The following is an 833-nucleotide window of genomic DNA, read 5'->3' as shown; positions in this document are numbered from 1 at the left end:
GCGCGCAGAGCGCCGTCCTCGTCCCGCCACCATGAGAGCGCGATGCGCCCGAGCGGGGAGTCGATGCTCGTGCGGGCCCAGGCGAGACTCGCCGGCGGACGCGGATCGATCCGCACACGACTCCACCCCGGGGACGCCGGCTCGAGACCGCCGACGACACGATGTATCCAGTCGGCGACCGCCCGGAGGGCGTAGTGGTTGAAGCTCGTCATCTCTCCGGGGTTCACGCTGCCATCGGGGAGGAGGGAGTCCCAGCGCTCCCAGCTCGTCGTCGCGCGATGAATCTCCGTGTCGTGCGCGACGCCGTCTCGAGGGTGCTCGCCGCGCGTGCGGATGATCCGCGCCTCATCTTCCTCGACGCCGGAGTCTGCTCCCGGATGCCGAGGTGTCAGACCTCGACGATGGCCTGCACCCGAACGCCGCCGCCTACGAGCGTATGGGCATCCGCTTCGCGGAGCGCGCGTTCGCTGCGGGTGCGCCGTTGGCCACGCCGCGCGTCTGAGCGTGGGCCCGCAGCGGCGTCCCCTGTCGCAGCCGGGTGCGGCAACGTACCATTCGTTCCAAATGAGTGCCACCCTCGCCCCGATCGAACTCGTCAGCGGGATGATCCTGAGTGGCGAGATCTACGCGCGCATCGGCGCGGCGATCGCCGACGGCACTTTCCCTCCCGGACATCGCCTCCGCGATGTCGAGCTCGCCCAGCAGCTGGGCGTGTCGCGAACACCCGTCCGAGAAGCACTGCAACGACTGGAGCGCTTCGGGCTCGTCGAGATCGCGGTCGGCCGCTACACGCGTGTCACCGCTCCCAGCGACGTATTGCGCCGCGACACCGG

At 70.1% G+C, this 833-nt stretch carries 2 protein-coding genes; one reads left to right on the top strand and one right to left on the bottom strand.

The features are described from left to right. On the bottom strand, positions 1-227 hold a 227-nt coding region (locus tag BGN98_RS01885), incomplete at its 3' end, for an alpha-L-rhamnosidase C-terminal domain-containing protein (RefSeq protein ID WP_288119183.1). Between the two features lie 337 nt (positions 228-564). On the opposite strand from BGN98_RS01885, the gene BGN98_RS01880 reads away from it, so the two are divergent. After that, the coding region (locus BGN98_RS01880) for a GntR family transcriptional regulator (RefSeq protein ID WP_288119186.1) at positions 565-833 on the top strand (269 nt) is incomplete at its 3' end.

Origin of the sequence: Microbacterium sp. 69-7 (assembly GCF_001897985.1) — a bacterium.
Taxonomy (GTDB): domain Bacteria; phylum Actinomycetota; class Actinomycetes; order Actinomycetales; family Microbacteriaceae; genus Microbacterium; species Microbacterium laevaniformans.
This window is presented reverse-complemented; position numbering and strand designations above follow the sequence as displayed.